General features: G+C 36.4%; 22 protein-coding genes and 3 tRNA genes. 2 read left to right on the top strand and 23 right to left on the bottom strand.

The genetic code is table 11. The annotated features are described in order from the left end of the window. Positions 1-4: 4 nt before the first annotated feature. The 6 genes from NFR27_RS01300 to NFR27_RS01275 form a co-directional block, all read right to left on the bottom strand. Complete coding sequence (locus tag NFR27_RS01300) at positions 5-1,516, bottom strand: sugar ABC transporter ATP-binding protein (protein ID WP_251441641.1); 1,512 nt, start codon at positions 1,514-1,516, stop codon at positions 5-7. Between the two features lie 66 nt (positions 1,517-1,582). Continuing rightward, on the bottom strand, positions 1,583-2,623 hold the full coding sequence (locus NFR27_RS01295; RefSeq protein ID WP_251441640.1) for a galactose ABC transporter substrate-binding protein: 1,041 nt from the start codon (positions 2,621-2,623) through the stop codon (positions 1,583-1,585). A 67-nt stretch (positions 2,624-2,690) separates the two neighbouring features. Next, positions 2,691-3,875 (bottom strand): ROK family transcriptional regulator, encoded by a 1,185-nt coding sequence (locus tag NFR27_RS01290; protein WP_251441638.1) that lies wholly within the window; start codon positions 3,873-3,875, stop codon positions 2,691-2,693. A 20-nt stretch (positions 3,876-3,895) separates the two neighbouring features. Continuing rightward, positions 3,896-5,050, bottom strand: a complete 1,155-nt coding sequence (locus NFR27_RS01285; protein WP_251441636.1) for a galactokinase — start codon at positions 5,048-5,050, stop codon at positions 3,896-3,898. Further along, positions 5,043-6,038, bottom strand: coding sequence for a galactose-1-phosphate uridylyltransferase (gene galT / locus NFR27_RS01280; protein ID WP_251441634.1), 996 nt, complete (start codon positions 6,036-6,038; stop codon positions 5,043-5,045). Before galT ends, NFR27_RS01285 begins: the two co-directional genes overlap by 8 nt. 294 nt (positions 6,039-6,332) lie before the next feature. After that, on the bottom strand, positions 6,333-7,529 hold the full coding sequence (locus NFR27_RS01275; RefSeq protein WP_251441632.1) for a helix-turn-helix domain-containing protein: 1,197 nt from the start codon (positions 7,527-7,529) through the stop codon (positions 6,333-6,335). Positions 7,530-7,939: 410 nt separating this feature from the next. Between NFR27_RS01275 and NFR27_RS01270 the strand changes: the two genes are divergently transcribed. Next, complete coding sequence (locus tag NFR27_RS01270) at positions 7,940-8,524, top strand: hypothetical protein (protein WP_251441630.1); 585 nt, start codon at positions 7,940-7,942, stop codon at positions 8,522-8,524. Between the two features lie 144 nt (positions 8,525-8,668). Here NFR27_RS01270 and NFR27_RS01265 read toward each other — a convergent pair whose 3' ends face one another. The 8 genes from NFR27_RS01265 to NFR27_RS01230 form a co-directional block, all read right to left on the bottom strand. Continuing rightward, on the bottom strand, positions 8,669-9,451 hold the full coding sequence (locus NFR27_RS01265) for a cyclase family protein (protein WP_251441627.1): 783 nt from the start codon (positions 9,449-9,451) through the stop codon (positions 8,669-8,671). Positions 9,452-9,608: 157 nt separating this feature from the next. Continuing rightward, positions 9,609-10,715, bottom strand: a complete 1,107-nt coding sequence (locus tag NFR27_RS01260; RefSeq protein ID WP_251441625.1) for an AAA family ATPase — start codon at positions 10,713-10,715, stop codon at positions 9,609-9,611. Continuing rightward, complete coding sequence (locus NFR27_RS01255) at positions 10,708-11,496, bottom strand: DUF6414 family protein (RefSeq protein ID WP_251441624.1); 789 nt, start codon at positions 11,494-11,496, stop codon at positions 10,708-10,710. The genes NFR27_RS01260 and NFR27_RS01255 overlap by 8 nt, the downstream gene beginning before the upstream one ends. A gap of 89 nt (positions 11,497-11,585) precedes the next feature. After that, positions 11,586-12,134 carry a hypothetical protein gene (locus NFR27_RS01250; protein ID WP_251441623.1) on the bottom strand — a complete coding sequence of 183 codons (549 nt, stop codon included), beginning with the start codon at positions 12,132-12,134 and terminating at the stop codon, positions 11,586-11,588. A 44-nt stretch (positions 12,135-12,178) separates the two neighbouring features. Further along, positions 12,179-13,129 (bottom strand): alpha/beta hydrolase, encoded by a 951-nt coding sequence (locus NFR27_RS01245; RefSeq protein WP_251441622.1) that lies wholly within the window; start codon positions 13,127-13,129, stop codon positions 12,179-12,181. A gap of 115 nt (positions 13,130-13,244) precedes the next feature. Beyond that, on the bottom strand, positions 13,245-14,423 hold the full coding sequence (gene iadA, locus NFR27_RS01240; RefSeq protein ID WP_251441621.1) for a beta-aspartyl-peptidase: 1,179 nt from the start codon (positions 14,421-14,423) through the stop codon (positions 13,245-13,247). A 20-nt stretch (positions 14,424-14,443) separates the two neighbouring features. Then, a complete protein-coding gene (locus NFR27_RS01235) occupies positions 14,444-14,923 on the bottom strand; it encodes a YjiG family protein (RefSeq protein WP_251441620.1) in 480 nt (159 codons plus the stop codon). Beyond that, on the bottom strand, positions 14,923-15,576 hold the full coding sequence (locus NFR27_RS01230) for a nucleoside recognition domain-containing protein (RefSeq protein WP_251441618.1): 654 nt from the start codon (positions 15,574-15,576) through the stop codon (positions 14,923-14,925). Before NFR27_RS01230 ends, NFR27_RS01235 begins: the two co-directional genes overlap by 1 nt. Positions 15,577-15,866: 290 nt before the next feature. Here NFR27_RS01230 and NFR27_RS01225 point away from each other — a divergent pair, with 290 nt between their 5' ends. Then, entirely contained in the window at positions 15,867-17,333 is a 1,467-nt protein-coding gene (locus NFR27_RS01225) for a catalase (protein WP_251441616.1), read from the top strand. 166 nt (positions 17,334-17,499) lie between these two features. On the opposite strand, the gene NFR27_RS01220 is transcribed toward NFR27_RS01225, so the two are convergent. The 9 genes from NFR27_RS01220 to NFR27_RS01180 form a co-directional block, all read right to left on the bottom strand. Continuing rightward, positions 17,500-18,804, bottom strand: coding sequence for a YjiH family protein (locus NFR27_RS01220; RefSeq protein ID WP_251441614.1), 1,305 nt, complete (start codon positions 18,802-18,804; stop codon positions 17,500-17,502). A 277-nt stretch (positions 18,805-19,081) separates the two neighbouring features. Continuing rightward, complete coding sequence (locus tag NFR27_RS01215; RefSeq protein WP_251441612.1) at positions 19,082-20,152, bottom strand: hypothetical protein; 1,071 nt, start codon at positions 20,150-20,152, stop codon at positions 19,082-19,084. 303 nt (positions 20,153-20,455) lie between these two features. Beyond that, positions 20,456-21,175 carry a hypothetical protein gene (locus tag NFR27_RS01210; RefSeq protein WP_251441611.1) on the bottom strand — a complete coding sequence of 240 codons (720 nt, stop codon included), beginning with the start codon at positions 21,173-21,175 and terminating at the stop codon, positions 20,456-20,458. Between the two features lie 152 nt (positions 21,176-21,327). Beyond that, positions 21,328-21,404 (bottom strand) — tRNA-Arg (locus NFR27_RS01205). Positions 21,405-21,533: 129 nt separating this feature from the next. After that, positions 21,534-21,607 (bottom strand) — tRNA-Gly (locus NFR27_RS01200). Positions 21,608-21,617: 10 nt separating this feature from the next. After that, positions 21,618-21,694, bottom strand: a tRNA-Pro gene (locus NFR27_RS01195). A 226-nt stretch (positions 21,695-21,920) separates the two neighbouring features. Then, a complete protein-coding gene (locus NFR27_RS01190; protein ID WP_251441677.1) occupies positions 21,921-22,184 on the bottom strand; it encodes a VOC family protein in 264 nt (87 codons plus the stop codon). Next, a complete protein-coding gene (locus NFR27_RS01185; protein WP_251441610.1) occupies positions 22,072-22,308 on the bottom strand; it encodes a VOC family protein in 237 nt (78 codons plus the stop codon). Before NFR27_RS01185 ends, NFR27_RS01190 begins: the two co-directional genes overlap by 113 nt. A gap of 12 nt (positions 22,309-22,320) precedes the next feature. Continuing rightward, positions 22,321-23,544 carry a chloride channel protein gene (locus NFR27_RS01180; RefSeq protein WP_251441609.1) on the bottom strand — a complete coding sequence of 408 codons (1,224 nt, stop codon included), beginning with the start codon at positions 23,542-23,544 and terminating at the stop codon, positions 22,321-22,323. Positions 23,545-23,549 lie beyond the last annotated feature (5 nt).

Genomic DNA, 23,549 nt, shown 5'->3' with positions numbered 1-23,549 from the left:
CCTCCTATACTAAACCTGCCGTAGCAAGTTCCATGATTTTTTCTTCAGTTGCATCCTTCGCATCAATAATGCCTTCCATAATACCATTACTCATGACCATAATGCGGTCACTCATACCTAGTAATTCAGACATTTCCGAAGATATCATGATTACACTTTTACCTTGTGAAGCTAAACGATTAATAATCGTATAAATTTCATATTTAGCCCCTACATCAATCCCTCGAGTTGGTTCATCAAGCAGCAAAATTTCTGGATTTGTATTTAACCATCTTGAAATTAATACTTTCTGTTGATTCCCACCAGATAAGGATTGAATCCGAGTCTGTGTATCTGGAGTTTTAATACGCAGTGAATTAACCCCCTCTTGGGTGTCAATTTCACGCAATTTGTCATTTAATAGGCCCACCTTATTGCGATATTTTGGCATGCAAGCCATCGTATTATTATCTACAATATTAAGCATTGGGAAAATGCCAGTAGCCCGTCGTTCTTCTGTTAATAGGGCAATGTGATGTTTCTTAGCATCACGAGGGCTCTTAATCTTAACTTCTTTGCCATGAATAAAGATCTTGCCTGATGCTAAATGGCGTAATCCAAAGAGCGCTTCTATAACTTCCGTTCGTTGTGCCCCTACAAGACCACCAATGCCCAGCACTTCACCTCTACGCAACGAGAAATTCACATCTTTAAAGGAGTGATCTCGCACTGAGGTCATCCCTTCAACACGCAATACTTCTTCTCCTGGTTCATTCGTTTTCTCTGGGAAAAGCTGCGTCATTTCACGGCCTACCATCCGCTTAATAATTAAATCAGTCGTTAATTCTTCAGATGGCCAAGTTCCTATATAGTTACCATCACGCATAATCGTTACTTCATCAGATATGCGTAGGATTTCTTCCATTTTATGAGAAATATAGATGATAGCCACGCCTTTAGCTTTCAAGTTGGCAATAATTTTAAATAAGTGCTCTACTTCATCACTTGTAAGCGACGAGGTTGGCTCATCCATTACAATAATCCGTGCATTGTGTGATACGGCTTTGGCAATTTCAATACTCTGCAATTTAGAAACAGATAAATGTCCCGCTAACTCCTCAGGATCAATCGCCACATCTATCTCTTTAAACAGAGCTAAGGTATCCTCTTTCATTTTCTTATGATCCACTAATTTAAGCGGACCAAATTGCTTGGTTGGAAACCGTCCAAGCCATAAATTTTCCATTACATTTCGTTGTAGCACCGGATATAATTCCTGATGAATCATGGATATACCTAGCTCCAACGCAGTGCGTGAATCAGAAATGTCAACTGGTTCACCATCTAGTATAATTTGTCCCTCATCCTGTTTATATATACCGAATAAGCATTTCATCAAGGTCGATTTCCCAGCACCATTTTCGCCCATAAGCGCATGTACCGAACCTGGACGGAGCCGCAGAGATACATCATTTAGTGCCTTTACGCCGGGAAATGATTTAGTTATATGTTGCATCTCTAAAATATACTCACTCATGCTTGCCCTCCTACCAGTTATTAGTAAATGAGGGAGGCCTGCAACAAGCCTCCCCCCTCTTACTGACTATTTATCACCTAAGATTTGATCTGCATTGTCCTTTGTTACGATTTCGTAAGGAACCCAAATATATTGTTTGTCTACTAATTCAAATCCTACATTATCTTTTGTAGGAGTTTCACCTTTGGATAATACTAACATTAAGTTAAATACAGCATCCCCTTGTTTTTTTGCATTGTTAAGTACAGTACCTAATAAAGTGCCATCTTTTAATGCTTGTACTGCTGGTGCTGTCGCATCTACACCAACAACTGGCATGTATTTACCATCTTTAAAGTAGCCAGCTGCTTTTAATGCTTCAATAGCGCCTAAAGCCATATCATCATTATTGGAAATTACAGCATCAATTTTATCGCCATAGCTAGATAAGAAAGCAGCCATTTTTTCTTGACCTTTTACACGATCCCACATAGCTGTATCTTGTGCAATTTCTTCTACTTGAATACCTTCACTTTTGAGGGATTCAATTACATATTTAGAACGAAGTTCTGCATCTTGGTGACCTGGTTCACCTTTAATCAATACATAGTGTAATACATTGTCTTTGCTCTTATAAGCTTCTGGATGTTTTTTGAAGTAATCTGCTAAGATTTTACCTTGCATTTCACCACTTTGTTCAGCTTTAGCCCCTACATAGTATACTTTATCCCATTTTGCCATATCTTCTTTTAAAGGCTCACGATTTAAGAATACTACTGGTACATTAGCGGCTTTAGCTTTGTCGATAATCCCACCTGCTGCTGGACGGTCAACAATGTTAACACCAATTGCTTTATATTTCTTATTAAGGAATAAATCAACTTTTTCATTCTGTGTAGGTTGGGAGTTCTGGCTATCTACGATATCCACTTTTGCTTTCCCTTTAGCGTCTGCATCAATACGAGCACGCACGCCACTCATGAAGGTATCGTCAAATTTATAAATGGCAACCCCTACTTGTGGTAAATCGCCACCACCTGAACTACCAGAATCACTGCCACAACCACTCACTACCAACGCCCCTACTGCGAAGGTTGCTAACATTGCTGCTTTCCATGCCTTTTTCACGAGAAATTCCTCCTTTAAGATGAAACTGTAGACTCTATATTTCGCTATGAATTAGCGGTTCTACCAATTATCGGCCTCCATTGAGCCATACATCACTGGCACGGCGACTACTTAGAATATCTACCATGCCTAACAAAGTATAATAACTACCATTACCGGAATACACCAAATCCACAGACTGTGCACGATGTAAATTTTTCTCTAGCACCGTTCGTAAAATTGGATCCATAGTACCTACCGCATTGCCCATGGCACTACTCAAAATGATGCGTTGCGGATTAATCATGTTATATAAATTCGCTAAGGTAATTCCTAGATATTTCCCCACCCGATTCAAGGCTTCTAAACAAATCTCATCGCCTTCAACAGCGGCTTCATAAATAGGTTCCACACGGAATGCATCAGCTAAAATCTCTTGATTAGTCGCTACTTTAGATAGGCGACCTTTTTTAACTTCAGTCAATACATATTCCCGAATAGCCGTTTCAGAGGCTACCTCTTCTAATCGAGTAAAGGAATTCTGCTTAGTTTCGTCAATATCAATCACAGAATAGCCAATTTCACCAGCATAATCATTGTAGCCCCGATACAGCGAGCCATGATAAATCAAAGAAGCACCTAAGCCATAACTAAATTTTAAAACTAATAGATTTTCAATCCCTTTGCCACTGCCATAATAATATTCACCAGTTGATAAGCAGCGAACATCATTTTCTACATAAGTCGGCAATTGGAACCGTTCTTCTAAAATATATTTAAAAGGAATATTAGTCCATTTACCATTAGGTGAGTAAATGGATATACCTTTCTTAGAATCAACTGGGCCTCGCAACACTAAACCAATAGCAGCTATCGTCCAGCGCATATCTTCAATAATATCTTCAGCGCAATGATAAATTGTATTTAAAATTTCTTCTACGGTTAAACCAATAATAGACTGTTTCATCTGATGAAGTATAACCCCACCAGATTGCACAACATAACAAACTACATTGTGTGTACGCACATGAATAATGAGGAGCATCTCCTTTTGCTCATTAAATTTTAAGAGCATAGACGGGCGACCTAAAGCACTTCGTTCTTGACGATCCTCATAGATGAGACCTTTTTCTGCTAAGGTATTACAAATATTAGTCACTGTCGGTGGCGTAATTCCTGTATTACGTGCAATAATAGCCTTTGAAACAGAGCCATTACGGCGTATATAATTTAATATAATCTCATCATTATTCAATACCTGCTTAGATTGCATGCCTTCACCTCCTCAGGTATTTATAAACTGTAAACGCCATCACCTATTTCGGCATCGTATAAAGTAGGTTCTGTTCCAATAACCGCTTCATATAATTTAGGTACATTTTCTTTAAATGCCGCCACATCTTTAGTAGCCACCAAGGCAATTGCACAACCACCAAAACCGGCGCCTGTCATGCGAGAAGCTAAACAACCTGGTTGTTTGCGAGCAATCTCTACCATCGTATCTAACTCTAAGCCACTCACTTCATAATCATAACGCAACGATGTATGAGATGCCGTAATAATTTCAGCAATCTTTGCTGTATCACCAGCTTTTAAAGCCTCCATAAAGGCTAACACTCTCAGATTTTCTGTAATGACATGCCGTGCCCGACGACGTAATACATCATCAGCAATTAGATCTAAATCAGCTTCAGTTCCTAGCGCCAACGCTTCAAGCGGGTAATGTTTTTGAATCTCTGCCCACGCCGCATCACATTCTGCTTTACGCTCATTAAACTTAGAGTCTACTAAGCCCCGCTTTTTATTGGTATTCATAATAATAAGGTGATAATCACCCCAGTTGAGGGGCACATGCTTAAATTCCATAGCTGTACAATCGAGGAGTACGCCATGACCTTCTTTGCCATGACTAATAGCAAATTGATCCATAATCCCCACCTTGACGCCTACAAAGTTATACTCTACTTGTTGCGCCATTTCAGCAAGTTTAGTCCGATCAATAGGCGTTAATCCTAACTCGGTCCATAGCATATAACCAGTTAAATCTAAAATACAAGCCGAGGACGATAACCCCGCCCCTGCTGGCAAATTGCCACTGTAAAATAAATCCATACCAGACAATGTGTGACCTGCTTTTTTTAGAAACTCTATAATCCCAAGGGGATAATTAGCCCAATCATGGACTGGATCATATACAAAATCATCATGTATGTCGACCACCACTGTGGTTTCCATATTTTCAGAATAAAGACGAACTTTTGAATCGTCCCGTAGGCGCATAGCTCCCCAAATCCCACAGGTTAAGGCCGCAGGAAATACATGACCACCATTATAATCTTGATGTTCACCAATAATATTCACACGCCCAGGGGCGAAATAGCAATCAATGGGCTTTCCAGTATCTCCGAATTGCTCAATAAATTTAGCTATTAGTTCCGCTTTATTCATTATTCATATCTTCCTTTTCTAAAATTTGATCAACTAGCTTGCGTAGTACAGGGGCTGTTTCCTCTACTGCACTCGTATTGGCGGCCGCCCAAGCCCCCATTTCAGAAGATGCATAATATTTAATCTTATTAGCTTCTCTAAATGGTGGGTAAAACTCAATATGGAAATGGTAATAATCTTTAGCCTTAGCATATTCAGGACTATTCACTGGCATTTGATGATATACCATCATATATGGGAATGGCGCTTTGAATAATTCATCAAAAGCCTGTGTTACTACTTTTAAAATGCGTGCTAAATCTTCCCGTTCTTTAGCCGTACAATCTGATAGCATTCCCAAATGGCGCTTTGCTACGATAAATACACCATACGGATAATCTGTAAAGAACGGAATATAGGCAACAAAACTGTCATTTTCTGCAACAATACGTTTATCTGAATCTTTTTCTTCTTCGTTCATTTGGCAAAGTAAACAGCGTTTCCGTTTTTCATAGTGCTCTTTACAATTACGAAGCTCCGTTTCAATCTTCTGTGGCACAAAAGGATAGCCATAAATTTGGCCATGTGGATGCGGCATCGTTACACCCACCGCTTCCCCTTTATTTTCAAAAGGATATACATATTTAATGCGTTCATCTGCACTTAACGCCGTACAACGATCAGCAATTAAATCCAATAGTTCCACAATATGAGCCACCGACAAATCATAAAATTTCACATTATGTCGTGGCGAGTATAAAATTACTTCACATTTGCCATAATTTTCAGCACTTTTGTAGAAACCACCATCCCAATACGGCGCTTCAGGATGTTGGGTCAACGCAGGAAAATCATTATCATAAGCATATACAGTAAATTCTGAAGGTACCTTTTTCCCTTCCCCAGGGCAAAACGGACACCAATCTTTTGGCATATTGGGACGCAATTTACGGTTTGATGCGACCATCGTCCATGTGCCGAGCAATGGATTCCATCTTAATTCTGACATATTATCCGCTCCTCGCACTTAATAAACTACTTAAGAAAATATATTATAAATATATTTTTTCATATGTCACCCTTTTTTTCAAGCCACAAACAACAATAGACCATACCAATTTCACATACCACACAGACAATCAAAAAAGAGGCCATAAAGTCGCATAAAACTTGCAACTTTATAACCTCTTGACGATATATTTTATAACTTATCAACAAAAAAGTTAAGTATTTACTTAATTTCTTAATTAAGTATAACCTAAAAACATATATAAAAATTTACACGACTCTCATCTTAGCCCATTTATTTCTTTTCTTTACTGATTAAATCTGTTAAATCAGTTTCAATCACATTAGCCATTAAATCTTCGTATGAAATATCATCAGTTAAAGCCTCTTCATTTACGTGACCATATTCATTATTGGCTTGATCCCATTCTCGTCGCTCTGCTTTTAGACCATGTTCATCAAGAATTTCATCATCATAACCAGCTAAGAGTGGATTATGTCGTGATTGACTAGCCATAGCTTGTGTCGTTACAGTTTTTTCTTTTTTCGCCTTAGTTGAAACTTTGCCGTCCTTTTTAGCGCTTCCATTGGCTACGCCGTCCTTCACCTCTTGTAAAGCATTCAACAACGCACTGGTATCTGTATTTTCACCGATATTACGCCATACTTCCAATTCATCACTATCTACTAAAGTAAACAAATATGCCCATACAATACGATTATACCGTCTAAAGTCAGTGACTACGCGAGCTACTTTAGATTCAATTCCTACTTCTTTAGCCACTTCTTCAATAGTATGCAATAATTCTACCGTATGACCATTGGCAATAGATTTAACACAAGAAGTTACAATTTCACCCATTCGTTCGTGTAACGCCACTTCCGCTTTAGCGCCAGCCTTTGCTTCATAAATTTTACGCAGTTTAGAACGAACTAACATAGCTTCTTCGGAACCAATATGCATGAAAACAATGCTCATTCCCTGATCATCAAGGCGTTCACCGAATAAGCGAGTCATCCCCGCTTCGCTGATAAGAAATGTGCCATCACTTTCACGACATTCAGTTTCATTAAAACAATTAAGCCCCGTTCCTTGACAAGCTTTGATGACCGCAGTCAAACCAACTTCCCACAACTTAGCCGCCTCGCTATCGGTAAAGACTTGATCAACCACCGGAACGGCTTGTTTTTGAGTCGGCTTTTTAATAGCTAACTCAGCTAAGGTGCTGGTGCTATGAGCCTCGAAATAAGGCTTTTCAAACTCATAACGAGCCTGCCCTACCATCTGAAGCAATACATCTTCAGGTTTCTCATAATACCGCCCGTGAAACGGATCCTTCCCATACCAATTAACCACTACATCATCAATGACTACGAGTTGAAGTGTATCATATACGGACAACGTCCCTTTTTCAATGGCTTTACTTACTTGCGCAGCTAACGCCAAATACCCCTTCCTCATAGCCTCTGAATCACAACGGAATTCTCGCATTCTACACATCCTTCCTGTCAAACCCGCAAATCCGTCAATCCTTTTATAAGTTATATAAAGATAACTCTCTATATAATTAATATAATAGATATTCTTCCATATCCTATAATAACAATAAAATTTAATATATGCTAGAGTTAATGTCATAAAAATCATATATATTATACATTTTTAGAATAATAATTGCAGCAAGTATTCATTTTATGAATTCCAACTAATTTTTCTCAAATTTTAGACTATTTTTGTCAGTAAAATCTTCGTTAACCAAAGGTCAATCTAGCAATTAAATTGTTAAAAACTAATTTTTTCGTCCATTCCCTTGAAATTATTGTTCTTTTTGTGTTATAATAAAAACATAGAAAATAATCGATATTCAAATTGATGTTCATTTTGAAGGGAGTTTAGATATTATGAAATTACAAAAAACATTACTTTTAGGTTTAGCATTCGCAACAGTAGCAGGTGCAGCTTCTGCAAAAACATTACCAGCTGATCAATGGTACTGGGTACATTCTGACAAAGATTACACAACTCGTGTTAATGTACAATCCATTAACTACGATGTAAATACTGATACAGCTGATTTCCAAGCAGCTGCTGTAAACCCTAACACTGGTCTTACAGATGTTGTTACTTACAAATTAGACTTTGCTAACAACACAATTTACACTTACCAAAAAGATGTGTACCCTAACAACTCTGAAAACGTACAAAGCACTTCCAATGCTAATGGTGCAGGTCATGCAATCCAACCTAACACAGCTGACGCTGCTTTAGAAAACGTAGTAGCTAACCTTGCTAACCGTAACTATCAGTTAAAAAACAAACCTGATATTGCAATCACACCAGCTGAAGCACAACAGAAAAAAGTAGAAGATGCTAAAATCGCTGCCACTTGGCAAAACGCTAAAGTAAAAAGCGCTAACGAATTCCAGAAAACTGATGTAATCATCGAAAACACTGACACTGAAGCAGCTCAACCTGAAAAGAAATAAGCTTGCTTTAAACAAATAAAGTAGTTAACCTACTTCACCTTACACCTTACCACATATGAATAGTGAATAGGCAAGTATAACAGTTGTATGCATTGCTCACTATTAGTAAAGCCCCCTCGGCCTAGGCCGAGGGGGCTTTTGTGTTTATTCATTTTCAACCAATGCAAATACGCGCGCTGTAAAGCCTGTACCATTCTTTAACCGTGGGAAGGTTACAAAAATAATCGTACCTACTGGTGGCAACTCATCTAAATGAGCTAACACTTCTACTTGTATTCTATCTTGAGATAAAATATATTGTTCAGCGGGCAATGGATGGCAGTCTGGTTGAAATGCACGAATCGCTGCATCCGTATCTGCTGTTTCATGACCAATAGCGCCAATATTACGCTCTTTTACCAAAAATTCTAATGTAGGAATAGGCCAACCTGGAGAATGTGGCTTTCCTTCCTCATCTTTATTTTCAAAATCATTGGCCGGGCGTTTATACCAATCTGTTCGAAAGGCTACAAAAGCACCTTCAGGAATCCGACCATGTTCCGCTTCAAAAGCTAGAATATCTTCAACCGATAATTCATAATCTGGATTTTTTGCCACTGCACTAGATTTATCTATAACAACTAATGGATATACCATTTCTTCAACACGAAGTTGATCTTGAGTTCGTCCTTTAGGGTCAAAATGAATGGGTGCATCTACATGTGTACCATATTGCCCTACCACAGTATATTCTTTAATCTGCATAGGCGCTGCAGTCCAAGTATCCCCTTCTTTTTTGTTCTCAGGATAATCATACAGCACGGTTTCTTTTAAAGGCTGGAATCCCCACCAATGCGGCGTTTCAGGACTTAATTCATGTGTTAAATCAACAAATCGATATTTTGGCGATTTCCATGCCGCCACCTGTTCCCATAAATGTAAACTCATAGTCTCTCCTCTTTTCTCTTGATAAAATTGATAAAAAATTCTCTTTTCTCTATGTTTACCTTGTTAGGTAAACATCCGTTTGTATACGGTAGATATATTATAACATTGAGGGAAGAAAATAGAAATTCATTTATAAAAACTGCACTATAAATTACCTTTACTTATACTTTTCACTAACTAATTTTGTAAATACAAAATCATTTACGACCCTCTCTATTTCTCTAGAATTCCTTAATCGATTTGCATTTTTTAATAGTACATCCAAACACTCTTTATAATTAAGTAGTTGTTTATCCATTTCACCTAATCTCGCAAATAATTCAATAAACTTCTTACCAATCAGCTCTTTTACATATATTTCCGATAAATTTCTATATTCAATAAAAGCATCAAACCGATTATAAATAGCATCTCCAACAGCATTTCTAATCTCTGCTAAATCCAAAAAATTAGACGTGCAAATAATTATACTATTCTTCAAATTCACTTTATAATTTTTATCGCTAAATGAACCTTCATCAAACATTTCATAAAATGCACTATAAAAAATATTATTAGCCTTATCAAATTCATCAAATAAAATTACATTACTTTCTCTATTAAGTAAATCTTGGGCAAGTGATGAGCTTGTATGTTTTGAACCAAAAACATAATTAGAAAACGATTCATTTTGATACATTGAAAATTGTCTTCTAAAAAGTTTCTCTCCGACCAAATTTGAAATAAACTTTGCAGTCTCAGTTTTCCCAACCCCAGAAGGACCATAAAACAACATCACTAATGGTTTTTCTTTATTATATCCTTCTGACAATTTATAAAAACTTGTCATTAATTTATTCTTTACGTTTGTCTGCCCCAATATTGTTTTTTCAAAGCTTTGATTAAAAACATCGATATTGTTCGCTGTAATTTTTTTGTACTCATATACTTTTATATTTATTTTCTGATAAAAGCTATTAAGTTGATTCAAAATTATTTCTGGTGGATTTTGAAAATACAGATTTTTAATCTTTACTTCTTTAATTATTGATAAAAAACCATACAAACCAGAATCACTTAATCTTGAATATTCCTCAGAAAAAACCACTAGATTATTTATACTTCTCTTCTTTCTTACCTCTGGTTTCATCTTGTCTGTTACAAATCGATATTCTTTATTTTTCTCATCCAGTTCCTGTATTAACTTTGATAATGACTTATATCTAATATTTTTAGGTAAAATATCTTTAAACCCTTCAGTTGGCCCCCAAAAAACATTAATCATTTGCTACTCCTGCCAATATTACATCATAAACATCAGCTTTGAACTCATTTTTTCTATCATAACTTTCACTAGCCAGTTCATAACCATCAACTTCATTAATTTCATTTACATATTGAAACTCCTTTTCCCCTTCTAAACTACGTAAATCAATACACCCAACTTTTACCGCATGATAATCTAACTCCATTTTCACTAAATCCGCCAAAGAGTAAGAATTTTTAAACGACTTTAAATTAAATCGCAAAACATCTACTCTATCATGTGTCTTTAATATCATTTCAAAATAACCTTTTCCCTTAACTATTGCCTCATCCATCATACCAATATTAAGATTAAATTCACCTAACTGCATCTTCCCCTCAGTCATAATCATATAAGGGGTTAACAATTTCATATGACTTAATGATTTTGGATATGGATATACATTTGCCCTATTAAATTTTTTAATACTAATATCATTCTCAACTAATTCTAAATAATCAGTTAAAACTGTATTTGTTAAAACCTGATTTATCAGCCTTTTTGAATTATACCCCATAGCCACAGTAGCGCTACCACTAACTTTGGTTTCACCTTCAAGCCCCAATAAAAAACTCACTAAATTTCTACCAAATCCGGCACTAAAGCCGCCTTTAATCTTTCCGCCCCCCTCTAATTCTCTTTCTCTATTAGCAGTTTCTTGTTCCAAAAATGCGCCCTTATTTTTCATATAAATTAAATCTGTTGCAGCTTCTTCATCAAAATACACAATCTTCAAAAATGGTATTTTTTCCTTATCCATAACCTAAACTCCTATTATATGCCTAAAAAATTTAATTAATTATAGAACAACATTGGACATAAAATTAAAAATATCTAAACATACTAATTTCATAACATACAGTCCCACTTATTTCGATTATTTTTAATTTCCCTTTTTAAGCTATCATCATGGCAAAAATAAACTAAAAGCCAACATAAACATTGCAAGGCATTTCCTATAATTTTCATATCTTTTTTATCATATGCATGTTTAGATCCATGAAATAAATTACATCTAACACCGTAGATAATTTTTAAATATCCCTTAAGCCATTTTCTCAACTCACAGGAATAAATATCATAACCTCTATAAGGAGCTGTTAAATACCAATTTCGTTGCATATTCTTTATATCATTTTCAGTAAAAAATTGGAAACATTCTTTTGATTTAAAAAAATTAATATCTATTGTATGATGAACATTTAATGATTTTATTATCGCAGATAATTCATTACGAGATTTTACCTCTCCAGTATCCCCATCCTTAACAAATAAATATTCACCATAGTAAGAATTAAATGCAAACCAAACATAAATAAATTTCTCTATAACCCCCTGTTCTCTATCTTCTGTAAAAGCATATTTAATCCAATTTAATTGTAAATTTGATTCTAACATATTTAGCCCCCTCAAACTCATACTAATCATTTCAATAACTACTTTCATTTAACTAATGATAATATTCTATAAAACCAACTCCTTATTTGTTCCCACACCGATAGAGCTTTATCATCTTCTAATCTCCCCTTTACGACATCTGAATTTACAATAAACTTCGTCACTATGTCCGCTACTGCTGGCATATTCTGGGTAAATTCATGATCATAGCCATCAAGAATTTCTAATTCCACATTATCATACATATTAGCAAATTCCTTACTATAACGAGTAGGCACCATTTCATCTTGACTACCATGAATGATTTTTACTGGGCCTGTATATTCCTTTGCCGTTTCATAAATTGGCAAGTTATATGCACTTTTAAAATAATTTCGTCCTACTCGCACACCGCTAGGTAATTCAATATATTCAGGCATTGTATCCACATTAAATTGAATCCCGAATATACCGCTCCCCAAGGCCCCATCTTTGATATTACTAGCGGGGGCTAATAAAACTAAACTCTGAATTGCTGTTTTACCTTCTTCTCTACTTAATTCACCCGCTAACATACTAGCCACCACGCCACCTTGCGAATGACCTACCAAAGAAATCGTTGTGACTGCTGGCAATTGTTTCACATACGTGTATATCCTCTTAGCATCCTCTATTTCATTTGGTACAGTCATATCTTGAAAACGCCCTTCACTTTCACCATGTCCATTAAAATCGAAGCGAACAGAGGCAATTCCATTAACCTCTAATCCATTAGCAATGAGCTCTAATAATTTGTAATCTTTGCTCGCAGAAAATCCATGCATAAGAATAACCATAGGGTAATTTTCTAAACTATCAGGTGTTTGTATAATAGCAGCTAACTCACCATGATCACCAGCAATTGTGGTATTAACGGTTTTTGCACTAACATTAGATATACTACAAAGTACAACAGCCATAACTATACTGATCCCTAATACTAATTTTTTATATATGCTCTGTATGACGTGTCTCAAATTAATGGCCTCCTACAATATTATTCAGCTAACTATTATCATAAAATAAATTATAACATAGAAAAGCGAGCCCTTTCTGAGCTCGCTTTTTATCAGTTAAATTTCTTCAAAATCATTATTCAAAGGTTCCTTTAACAATTGGACACCCTTTATCAACCATTAATCGCCCTTTTGCCCATACTTGATTAATTTCAAAACTATCATCAATAACTACAAAGTCTGCATCTTTTTGTTCTTCTACATATCCTTTCCTACCACTAAGTTTTAGTGCATCCGCTACATTTGAAGTAATTGTGCATATTGCTGTTTCAAGAGGAATCTGTTCTAATTGGACCATATCTCTCAATTCTGAAAAAATAGAACTTTGATCTCCAACACCTACACCAATTGTATTCCCTGCTTCATCAAAAATTGGCATACTCCCCATTCCATCAGAACTCATTAGAATCTGTTTTAATGGGACTCCACTGTCTAAGGCCCTCTTTACTGCCGTACTAGGTTTTACAGCAGTGCCCGTCTTGCCAGGCACAATACCAGAGGTTATATCCATATATCCTCCATCTTTTGCCCATTGAATGCCTTCTTTAAATAAGTTTTCATTTCTATTTATATGAGTTGGTATAAATTGAGTTCGAGGAATTTCACCTTCATCAGCAATAGCAAACAAATAGGATAGACCCGTTTTACCATCTCCCATATGAATATTTAGCACACCAGCTTTACCACTTAACATTCCCCCTACACGAGCTTCCCCAGCTAACCGCTTATAATCTTCTAATGTAGGTTGAGAGGATCGATGATCGCTCATAGCAATTTCCCCTGGACCAATAACTTTATCTATCATCATTATATCTTTTAAAACACTCCCAGTTATGGTCGGTGTAGGTAACTGATAAGCTCCAGTATAAATATAAGTAGTTAAACCTTCTTGTTCCAAGCCATATGCTTTAGCTAATAAACTTTCCACATGACGAGCTATTCCATCCGTGCCTAAAAGTCCACAAACAGTTGTTACTCCACAAACTGTAATTTTAGATAGTACGGCTTCAGGTGTTCTTGTTTGAAATCCACCTTCTCCACCACCACCAATAATATGAGCATGAGAATCTATAAAGCCAGGAACTAAACGTTGACCTTCCAATTCATATATTTTTACTTGTGGCAATGCGTCAAATTCTCCACTATTCCCAATTGCCGCAATCTTTTCACCTGCAATCAAAATATCTTTCTTACCAAGAGCTGCTGGTGCGTATACATCCACATTTTTCAATAGTTTAAAAAAATTTTCAGTCATGACTCCACCTCCAAAGCATTTTATAATACCATCATTAATAGTCTCGTAGCCCAAATCGCTAATAATGCATTAATGTAACAGATTATTACTATAGCAACATAATGTTTTGAATTAACTCCTGCTATCCCTAAGCATCTACCAATATTCTGTATTGGATTACCAATTAAATAAATAGCTGGCACAAGTGAACTCAACTGAATAGGATCCACAATATTACTCGTATATAAACTCACCAAAACACCAATGCCACCACCCATACTCATAAAGGCAGCTACTAAAACTGTTGCCGCTTCACCTGGTAGTCCCCATAAAGCCATAACAGGAGTAAATACTTCGCCAATAATTTTTAGTAAACCTGTCACATCTAAAATTCTAATTAGCACAAACGCCATTAATACATTTGGCAAAAGACTTTTTACCCCTATATCATAGCCATTTCGGGCCCCTTCAATAAATAAATCTAATAAGTTCTTTTTTACTACTGTCTCTTGATTAGCCATTAGCTTACCTCCTTATGAGATGATTTACTTATCATGGCAAGATATATGCGTAGTAAGTTAGCTCCTACAATTTTAAAGACCAACATTATTACAATAGGTGCAATAATAGGAATTTCCATAAAACCAAATACGGCTGCACCTGAAGAAAAATAATTCGTCACAAAAGCACTCGCGCTTGTCTGGTACATAATAACTATCGAACGTTCTTCATCTGTTATCTGTTTTGTATCAACCAATTCTTTAACCATTCCAGCCGCCGCATCCGTACTTTGCATATTGGCAATATTAGCTAATGCGGTAATACCTGAAACACCTAACAATGGTTTTAAAATTGGTGTCATTAGTTTTTGAGCCGCCTTTAATCCGCCAAGGCCGTCAACCATATTAACGATTCCCAATGCTAAAATTACAGTTGGAATTAAAGTAATAGCAAATAAAAATCCATCTTTGGCTCCATATCCACCACTCCCCCTAAAATCAACTGCTTTCTCAGCTATAATACCAGTCTTACCAAACGAGCCAGCTAATACATTAAAATCCAATACTTTTAACCAGGAGTCCACATTCGAAAATATTCCTGAAAATAATATAATTGCGACAAAAAAAGCAATATATCCTTTTATAGGGACTTTTAGTTTTTCTTCCTTTTCCATACGCCGTACCTCCTAATACCAATTAATTACCTACATCATTTACACTTATTAATTCCCTCCCCTCAAACTAAGTTTTTATCCAGTGTATGATTGTATATTACTACTAATACAAAATAATATCAAATTTAATATATTTCACATATTTTATCGAAATGCATTCGTCACTCCCACATTTTGCATAACCTCTTGTACATCGAAAATATTAATGCTATAATATTATTAACAACGGATAATAATTATCCATTACTTAGACATTAATAAACTAGTAAGTACTAAGGAGGACAGACAAAATGAGTGACAAAAAGAAATTAACCACTGCTTTTGGTGCGCCCGTGCCGGACAACAATAATAGCATGACTGCCGGTAAGCGTGGTCCCGTTTTGATGCAAGATGTGTGGCTCATGGAAAAATTAGGCCACTTTGCTCGTGAAGTAATTCCTGAACGTCGCATGCACGCCAAAGGCTCTGGTGCTTTCGGCACCTTTACTGTAACAAACGACATTACCCGATACACAAAAGCTAATATCTTCTCAGAAGTTGGCAAAAAAACTGATTTATTTGTTCGCTTCTCCACAGTAGCCGGTGAACGTGGCGCTGCCGATGCAGAGCGAGACATTCGTGGTTTTGCTGTTAAATTCTACACCGAAGAAGGTAACTGGGATTTAGTTGGCAACAATACACCCGTATTCTTTATTCGCGATCCATTACAATTCCCTGATTTAAACCGTGCTGTAAAACGCAATCCTAAAACTAACTTACGCGATGCTACCGCTAACTGGGATTTCTGGACCAGCCTTCCCGAAGCCATTCATCAAGTCACCATCGTAATGAGTGACCGTGGTATTCCATCTTCCTATCGCCATATGCACGGTTTTGGTAGCCACACTTACAGTTTAATTAATGCTAAGGACGAACGGGTTTGGGTAAAATTCCATTGGGTTTGCCAACAAGGTATTGAAAACTTAACCGACCAAGAAGCAGCCAATCTAGTAGCCAACGATCGCGAAAGTCATCAACGTGATTTATTTGATGCCATTGAAAATGGCGATTTTCCAAAATGGAAATTGTTCATTCAAGTCATGACTGAAGAACAAGCGAAACAGATGCCTTACAATCCATTTGATTTAACCAAAGTTTGGTACCATGATGAGTTCCCTCTAATCGAAGTGGGCGTAATGGAGTTGAATCGCAATCCAGAAAATTATTTCCAAGATGTAGAACAAGCAGCTTTCGCACCGTCTACAATCGTACCAGGTATCAGTTTCTCGCCAGATAGAATGTTGCAAGGTCGTTTATTCTCCTATGCTGATGCACAGCGTTACCGCTTAGGCACTAACTATCACCAAATCCCTGTTAACGCGGCTAAATGTCCTGTTAATATGTATCATCGTGATGGCCTTGGCCGTGTAGATGGTAACCATGGTAGCACTATTGGTTATGCGCCAAATAGCTATGGCGAATGGGCTAATCAGCCAGAATTTAAAGAGCCCGCCCTTGATGTAACTGGTCCGGCCTACCAATATGATTTCTACGAAGATGATTCTGATTTCTTCACCCAACCAGGCAAGTTATTCCGACTTATGAAACCAGAGCAGCAACAAGCGCTCTTTGAAAATACAGCACGAGCTATGGATGGTGTACCTGATTTCATTAAAGAACGTCATGCTAAACATTGCTATCAATGTGATCCTGCTTATGGTGAAGGTATTGCCAAAGCTCTAGGTATTACCGTTGACTTTTCAAAATTAAATGACTAAGGTAAGTTAGATATTAATTACCCATAAGAAAACCGCCTTATAGTTGTGTAAAACAACTATAAGGCGGTTTTTAATATTTATTTCAAAATACTTTTACTATCTAAGCACTTTCATTATCTAAGTACCTTTAACTATCTACGTACTTTTAACTACATACGTACCTTTACTACATAAGTAATTTCACTGCATAAATAACAGGCACAGAAATTAAAACTGATAAAGCTACACGTTCGAACCAAATGATAAAGTAATCACTTAATTTAATTGGAATCTCAGTAGCCATCATACATGGAATCGAAGCAGAGAAGAACAATACTTCGGAAACACAAGTAATAGCAACTAACATGCGCGCTTCAAAGCTTAAATGAGTAACTAACACAGCTGGTAAGAACATTTCAGCAATCCCCAAAGATAACGCTTTCGCTACAAGGAATGGCTCTTCAAAGCCCGTAACAAATGTAAATGGATATAAGAGATAAGCGAGTACATTAAATACCGGCGTGTGGTTAGCAATAACAATGCCAAGCACGCCAATAGCCATCAAGGACGGAGCAATTTTGAGGGCCAAATTTAAACCATCACGTAAATGGTGATATGTACCTACAATAATACCATCTGCTTGAGCCGCTGTTTCCATAGCCTCTTCAAAAGCTACTTTAAATTTATCTTGAACTACTGTCTTTTCGACATTGCCTTGCACACCTTGATAGTATTCATCAGCTTTGCGACTGATTGGATAAATACGTGCAGTCACTGCGGTTACTAAGAAAGTAACAATAACCGTTGCCCAGAAATATAAGTTCCATACATCTAATAAATTAAGAGTTTTAGCAACGATAATCATAAACGTAGCTGATACCGTGGAGAATCCAGTAGCAATAATAACTGCTTCTTTTGCGGTATATTTACCTTCTTTATATACACGATTCGTAATTAATAAGGCTACAGAATAACTACCAACGAAAGAGGCCACCGCATCAATGGCTGAACGACCAGGTGTTTTCCAAAGAGGGCGCATAATTGGCCGCATAAATACACCAACAAATTCCATAAGACCATAGTTAATTAATAAGGCCAAAAAGGCTGCCCCAATCGGCACAATTGTAATTACAGGCACTACAATTTTAGAGTAAATAAAAGGAATCGTGTCTTTATTCATCAAGAATTCTGGGCCTGTTTTCATCAGTGCCATATATACAAAAGGAATGGCCAAAATATTTAAAACAGAAAAAATTGTAGTCGTTGTATTTTTGTTCCACGTTCTAGTAATAAAGGGCAATAAGGCTCCAATAACAACTAAAAGCCCGCCATATACTTCCTGAAAATATGGGATTTTTAAAATATAGGAAACTACGTGATCTAGAGGAATTGTTGATTTTCCACCGATAGTTACGGGTATGAAAAATATAATAATACCTAAAATACTAAAAATAACAAACCTCATCACATGTTCCATTGAATACTTTTTCATAATCATCACCCTTAATTATAAACTACTTACATTAAAAATCCTTCCTTTACTACAAAACATTAATAGCAATTCACTATGTATAATCTATATCAGAATAAATCTTGATACCTTAAGTCCATTTTACTGTACTAAAGTCTATACATAGTCAAATAAATAAACCACTATTTTCAATTTTTTAATAGTTTAATAAATTATTCTGATAATATTAAAAATTATATTATTTGCCATCTAATATAAAATAGTCGTTTTTTTGACATTATGTGATATATATTATCTACTACTTATTCACTGATTCCGTCATATCATATAACTTATACATCACCTCTTCGTATACAGCAAGTTGTACGTCTTTTTTAGTGACTACACAATCTATAAACAGCCAAGTATGATCAACTAACTCTACACTTGCATAATAACCGTCCTTATAAGGACCTACATATATACAATCGCGTTCTCCAAAGCGAGGTGCCAGCCACACTTCCTTTATATCCTCTTGATTTCCCCCTACTACAGCCCCCGGTTGTACATGTCTCACTTGTGAATTAGTGTCCCCTATTTTCCTATATTCATATCCTCGTTCTTCTAAATAGAGTTTTACTACATCCTCTAACATGCGTACTGTGGCGGCTCGAATATTAACCAATCGACCATTTAAAATCTGTAGTGCTTCCGTGTACTCTAATTTATTTTGTGCTTTTTTATCAATACTGCGCAGTACCGTTTCAGCTTGTTTAAAGATAGCAACACCTAACCGTGGTGTTACAGGCTCTTGATGACAAGCAATAAAATATTGTTCACTCTGACTCCGATAATATGTATCTTCACTCGTATCTTCATTGCGATGCTTATAAATACTGGTAAATTTTTCATCGTCCCCTAAAAATGTTTTAATAGCTTCTGAAAAAATCGTCTCTCGCTCACCACTAATCCCTGTGAAACGCCGTACAGTATATCCCTCTATAATGTGCAGTGCCCGCTGATGCTCAAAGGTTTTCTCCAAAGCTAGTAATAAATCTCGTTTCACCGCTTTAGTCATCCCCTTTAATACATGTGTCTTCGTATCAATACAGCACAAAAAAGCTATGCCCTGCACATCTCGTTTAATTAATTTGGAAATAATCGGATTGTGCTTCAGATGATATAATTCCGCAGATGAAGGATGTGTGTCCATAGTATTGGTATCCATATAAACCGCCACTACTTTATCCGCACTACCTTTGATAGATGCTAACTCTTGAATACTAAGTTGAGCCTCATCAATATAATAATGAATATATGATTCTATATTCTGCGGATTAAAGTCTTCAATACATTCAACAGCAATCGTATCCTCTGAATCTACTTTCATAATATAAAAGAGATCCCTCTTAATTTCTGTTAGCTTTACTTGATGAAATGTTGGTTGCTCACTTTTTAGTAACACCATAGTCATCACACTCTCTCATAGCAATCACTACCTGTACAAATTTTATGAATATTACAATTCTATGTTATATTACAAATTTTATATTATACTATTCTCCATTAACCTATATAAATTCCTTTTTTACAAATATATAAAATATGCAAAAAAGCCCTCAAATGTGATGTATTTCTCTCACACTTGAGGGTTTTTATATTGAAACTACTTAATAGAATCTACTTCAATCTATTAGTAGCCTACTTGTTTTGCTAATTCAATCATTTCATCATGAACAGCTGGTAATGATTCAGTTTCTACAGAATCAAATGTTTCCACTTCCGTTGTTTTCAATGTATTAGCATCATAATTTAAACGGTATTTACTGTAATATACAGTATCAGTTTTTAAGTCATATGCCATATAACGGGCAAACATATCTGGCGTATTATCCGTTAAGAAGCCATAACTAACTAATTCTAACACATCTTTATTTACTCGAATTGGTTGTACATATAATCTAAAATCAGAATTTACGAAACCTGTATCAAGTACATACTTTGATAAGTCAGTAAAGTTATTTTGAATATACTGTTTGTCATATGATGCTGGTAAATTTGCTCGTGATGTTAAAGTCATTGGCAATTTTCCATTAGCCTCTTGCTTCTGAACTTGAGCTTGCTGTTTCTTATCTGCTTTATCATTTTGTTGTTGCAAGCGCTCATTAAGCTGCTCATTAATAGAATCTAAATTCCCACGCAATAGCTGTTCAATAGCTTTTGCCTGCCATTCTAAATTCTTCTTATCATTGCCAGAATTATAATTTGCATTATATTTTGCATTAATATTTGCATTTTCATTTGGTTTAGTATTATCTGCAGCCTTAGCTGTATCATTCAATAACGGAGTTGCCACAACTGCCAATAATCCTGCCGCCATAAGGCTACGTTTTAAAGCATTAGTCATTTTCATATATTGTTCCTCCCTTAATTAACTATATCTATATTTTACGATATAGTTATGAAGATATCATGGAGATGGAAATACAAAAAAATCACCGAAAAAATTACCGAAAATTACAAAAATAGCGAATAGCTCAACTCGAACTATCCGCTTATTTACTGTGGTGATCCAGGAGAGATTCGAACTCCCGACCCACGGCTTAGAAGGCCGTTGCTCTATCCAACTGAGCTACTGGACCATATGAAATTAAAAAAAGAATTTTTCACCGTATATATTATACACTAACCATTATAAAAAATGCAATTCAAGTCAGTTTGAATTACTATAATTTCAGCATAATATACAGAAAAAATTCCACATAAAAAAATGGAGCGGGTGAAGGGAATCGAACCCTCGCGACCAGCTTGGAAGGCTGGGGCTCTACCATTGAGCTACACCCGCAATAAAAAAATGGTCGGAGCAGCAGGATTCGAACCTGCGACCCCCTGGTCCCAAGCCAGGTGCGCTACCAAACTGCGCTATGCCCCGATTTAAAAGAAATACTATTCTTTTCGTCGTGCTTGTTATTTACTCTTTCGCAACAACAAAGTTATTTTATCACAAGTAAAAAATGTGTGCAAGTACTTTTTTTGAAAATTTTTAGTTTTTTCTTATTCGCTTACGAACCTCATTGCAAAGTAAAATTTAAATTTATTTTTAAATAAACAACTCTCCTGAATAAGCTACAACTAATTAGCTTATCCCCTACTATTTTTTATTTCACGCCCTCATAACAACACAATTCCACTAAATTCCCATCCCCATCGCGCAAATAAACGCTTTTCATCGGTCCTAAAGCACCATTCCGGTCTACAGGACCTAATTCAATTGGATATCCTTTAGTAGTAATATCATTAACTACTGCTTCAATAGGCCCTTCCACAACTAAGCACAAATCTAAACTTCCATAAGTTGGATATTGCGCAGCTGGTAAAAATTCTGCTTTTTTTCGTATGAATATTAAACTTTTGACTCCCAAAGTGCAAAGCATAACGCCCTTTACTTTCTTGAACAGTCATCCCCAGTATATCTACATAAAAATGTAAACACTTAGCTAAATCTTGCGTTGTAATAACTAAATGATCTAAGCCTTTAACCTGCATAGCTAAACCTCCCTACACTTTTTCTTTAAACCACTGCTGTGTCAACATCCCCATCCCCATAGCTAAGGCAATCGGGAATAATAGTTCCACAGAAAAACGTGATAATTCAAGCATAAATACCGCTGATGTAAGTGGCATTTTTTGTGCCAGGCCAAGAAATACAACAGCCCCTAAAAAAGCAGCTAAACCAATGGAAATAGGGCCAACCATAGCACTCCAGGCTACCGCTAATGCTAATGCTAATGTACTTCCTAACATCATGGATGGTGTGATTTTACCACCATAGGCGCCTGCTACCAAAGCCAATAATACGGCAACCCACTTAGTAGCAAATAAACCTAACGCATATTCCCAACTAACTAATTCAGCAAAAGTTAACTGATTGCCTGGCTTACCATTGCCTAAAATAGCAGGAAAATACATAGCCATTACACCAACTAAACCAAAAGCTACTACTGCCAAAGCAATCATCTTAGGGCTTTTACAATCAAATTTAGGTAATTTAGCCTGTGATTTATCAAAAAAAACAACCGTAAGACCAATAATAATCCCTAATACAACAGCAAATTCAGCAAAAGCACCCACTATAGCCGGCTGTGGCATATCGTACTGAATCGTATCACCTAAACCTAAACGAACGATAAATGTAGCCACCCCACAAGCAACAAAAGCTGAGCTTAATGCTCGCATATTCCAAGTTAATAATAGTGTTTCTAACACGAAAATAGTAGCTGATACAGGCGAATTATACACTGCCGCCAAACCAGCCCCAGAAGCACAAGCTATTAATAAGGCTTTATTCTCTTTAGTTACCTCTACATACCGCATAACCCAGGTAATCAAGGCCGAAGTCGCTTCTCGAGGCGCCACTTCTCGTCCAAGCGGTGAACCCATCCCTACAGTGATAATCTGCAAAGTAGCATGCAACAAAGTAGTGATTGGTGGCATTTCCTTTGTCACATCTTTGACAGCATCCTTAACATCTACTAATTTTCCACCATAGCGATGAATCAATACCCAACCTACACCACCTACAAGGCCACAGGCTAACAGTGCCCACAGTCGATGCTCACCACTCACTTGAGCTACACCCATACCAAAGCTATAGCCATCAGCACTGCTATAGTTATACATAGCATGTTGAATGACATGTAAGAGGTTCGTAAATACTATCCCTACTATCCCTGCCAAAATTCCAACTAGCACCACTAGGCTAAATGTCTTACGTTCTAACATACAAA

Source organism: Veillonella intestinalis (assembly GCF_943192895.1).
In the GTDB taxonomy this organism is placed as follows: domain Bacteria; phylum Bacillota; class Negativicutes; order Veillonellales; family Veillonellaceae; genus Veillonella_A; species Veillonella_A intestinalis.
The sequence above is the reverse complement of the archived record's forward strand: the minus strand, read 5'-3'. Positions and strand labels throughout refer to the sequence as shown.

Bases quoted from the DNA above. Each gene is read 5' to 3' on its own strand.
- NFR27_RS01300 (WP_251441641.1), bottom strand. From the start codon at position 1,516: ATGAGTGAGTATATTTTAGAGATGCAACATATAACTAAATCATTTCCC.
- NFR27_RS01290 (WP_251441638.1), bottom strand. From the start codon at position 3,875: ATGCAATCTAAGCAGGTATTGAATAATGATGAGATTATATTAAATTAT.
- NFR27_RS01285 (WP_251441636.1), bottom strand. From the start codon at position 5,050: ATGAATAAAGCGGAACTAATAGCTAAATTTATTGAGCAATTCGGAGAT.
- galT (WP_251441634.1), bottom strand. From the start codon at position 6,038: ATGTCAGAATTAAGATGGAATCCATTGCTCGGCACATGGACGATGGTC.
- NFR27_RS01275 (WP_251441632.1), bottom strand. From the start codon at position 7,529: ATGCGAGAATTCCGTTGTGATTCAGAGGCTATGAGGAAGGGGTATTTG.
- NFR27_RS01270 (WP_251441630.1), top strand. From the start codon at position 7,940: ATGAAATTACAAAAAACATTACTTTTAGGTTTAGCATTCGCAACAGTA.
- NFR27_RS01265 (WP_251441627.1), bottom strand. From the start codon at position 9,451: ATGAGTTTACATTTATGGGAACAGGTGGCGGCATGGAAATCGCCAAAA.
- NFR27_RS01260 (WP_251441625.1), bottom strand. From the start codon at position 10,715: ATGATTAATGTTTTTTGGGGGCCAACTGAAGGGTTTAAAGATATTTTA.
- NFR27_RS01255 (WP_251441624.1), bottom strand. From the start codon at position 11,496: ATGGATAAGGAAAAAATACCATTTTTGAAGATTGTGTATTTTGATGAA.
- NFR27_RS01250 (WP_251441623.1), bottom strand. From the start codon at position 12,134: ATGTTAGAATCAAATTTACAATTAAATTGGATTAAATATGCTTTTACA.
- iadA (WP_251441621.1), bottom strand. From the start codon at position 14,423: ATGACTGAAAATTTTTTTAAACTATTGAAAAATGTGGATGTATACGCA.
- NFR27_RS01235 (WP_251441620.1), bottom strand. From the start codon at position 14,923: ATGGCTAATCAAGAGACAGTAGTAAAAAAGAACTTATTAGATTTATTT.
- NFR27_RS01230 (WP_251441618.1), bottom strand. From the start codon at position 15,576: ATGGAAAAGGAAGAAAAACTAAAAGTCCCTATAAAAGGATATATTGCT.
- NFR27_RS01225 (WP_251441616.1), top strand. From the start codon at position 15,867: ATGAGTGACAAAAAGAAATTAACCACTGCTTTTGGTGCGCCCGTGCCG.
- NFR27_RS01220 (WP_251441614.1), bottom strand. From the start codon at position 18,804: ATGAAAAAGTATTCAATGGAACATGTGATGAGGTTTGTTATTTTTAGT.
- NFR27_RS01215 (WP_251441612.1), bottom strand. From the start codon at position 20,152: ATGAAAGTAGATTCAGAGGATACGATTGCTGTTGAATGTATTGAAGAC.
- NFR27_RS01210 (WP_251441611.1), bottom strand. From the start codon at position 21,175: ATGAAAATGACTAATGCTTTAAAACGTAGCCTTATGGCGGCAGGATTA.
- NFR27_RS01185 (WP_251441610.1), bottom strand. From the start codon at position 22,308: ATGCAGGTTAAAGGCTTAGATCATTTAGTTATTACAACGCAAGATTTA.
- NFR27_RS01180 (WP_251441609.1), bottom strand. From the start codon at position 23,544: ATGTTAGAACGTAAGACATTTAGCCTAGTGGTGCTAGTTGGAATTTTG.